This window comes from Neobacillus drentensis (assembly GCF_036965645.1).
Taxonomy (GTDB): domain Bacteria; phylum Bacillota; class Bacilli; order Bacillales; family Cytobacillaceae; genus Neobacillus; species Neobacillus drentensis_D.
Map to the genome: position 1 here is coordinate 13,582 of NZ_JBALPZ010000103.1, position 1,555 is coordinate 15,136.

Here is a 1,555-nt window from a genome sequence, read left to right on the forward strand (position 1 = left end):
AGTTTGTCTACAGTCGGCTACATTTTTTCTTAGGGGATAAACCCATGTTGAATTTTATTGCTCTATAACAATGTCTAAGTTCACTTGCTCTTCTTCAGCAGCACGACTTGCATATTCTTTCTCAGTTGCTGTAATTTTTAATTTACGTGTAGCTAATAACACTATTGCGGTTACAACATATAAACTAACTATAACTAACACCCCTGAGTTGAAGCCAGAGCGAACGTCATCACCTGCAAGTGTAATTAAGTAACCAGTAATCCATGGACCAATTACACCAGCCATACTTGAAATAGATAATGAAATACCTGTTACACTACCTACTAAGTTTTTCGGAATGATCAATGTTGTCATCGCGGCATTTAACGGTAATAAGCTTGTGTTCATTACTAAGCCTACCCCTAAGAAAATACATGCTAAAACTGGTGAAGAAACAATTGTTGTCATTGCGTAAGAGGTCGTACCAACAAGTAATACTGTAACTAATACACGATCATAAGATTTGATAAGGCTTTTATTTTTCTTGAATAAGACGTCTGTAAATTTACCTGCACAAATTGCGAATACTGTACCTGTAATACCCATTCCAGCGAATATTAAGCTCATACTTTGTGGCTCAAGACCAACGATTTTTGTTAAGTAGGTTGGTGCCCATGTAAGAACCCAAGTTGTAATCCACATGGATACGAAACCTACAACTAAAATTGATAATACATACGGGTTGATTAATACTTTTAAAATATACTTGAAGGGTACTTCCTTGTTAGATGCTAAAGATTTTACGTCTTCGACCAGTGGTTGCTTTGGCTCGTCTCTCACAAAGAAGAAGAAGAGTGCCCATGCAAAGCTTGCTACCCCTAACATTGCGAAAGCATGTTGCCAACCAAAGTTTGTAATACCCATAACTATAAGTGGTGCAGCTAAATACGTACCAACTGTTGTACCAGAAGTCATAATAGCTGTAGCGACCCCACGTTGTGCACTAGTGAACCATCGTGCAAGGTGTACTAGGCAAAAACCGAGCGTACCACCCTCGAAGAAACCTAAGACAACACGTAGTAAAATTAAGTGTGTTAACGTTTCTACAAAATAAGCGCTTGCTAATGAAATTGTCCATCCAGTAGCAATCATCATTAATAAATATTTTGTATTGAAGCGATACGTTAATGTACCTAAAATAATACTTCCGACAGCGTATGCAGCGAAGAAGCTACTTCCCACTAAACCAAACTGATCGTAAGATAAGTTTAGTTCGGACATGATAGGTTCTGCGGCTAATCCTAAAACTGATTTATCCGTATAGTTTAAAACAGATAGCAAGAATAGAAATCCTAATATAACCCAACGCATGTAAAATCCCCCTTATATTACCGTATTTCCCCATCCATCATTCGTAATTAAATTGTTAGGTTTTTTCGAAAATTTTAAGGTAATTTCACGCCTTGTTTTTCTCTAAGGTGATTGTTAGCGTTTTCAAAATGTTGTTAGGATAATATCTCACCTCCATTTGTTTTGCAAGAAATGCATTAATTTCACTATTATTTTTACTTTCTTA

At 36.5% G+C, this 1,555-nt stretch carries 1 protein-coding gene; it reads right to left on the reverse strand.

Annotation, left to right across the window (positions count from 1 at the left end):
• Positions 1–54: 54 nt before the first annotated feature.
• Positions 55–1,350, reverse strand: a complete 1,296-nt coding sequence (locus V7266_RS19225) for an MFS transporter (RefSeq protein WP_335469998.1) — start codon at positions 1,348–1,350, stop codon at positions 55–57.
• Between the last annotated feature and the right edge of the window lie 205 nt (positions 1,351–1,555).

Bases quoted from the DNA above. Each gene is read 5' to 3' on its own strand.
- V7266_RS19225 (WP_335469998.1), bottom strand. From the start codon at position 1,350: ATGCGTTGGGTTATATTAGGATTTCTATTCTTGCTATCTGTTTTAAAC.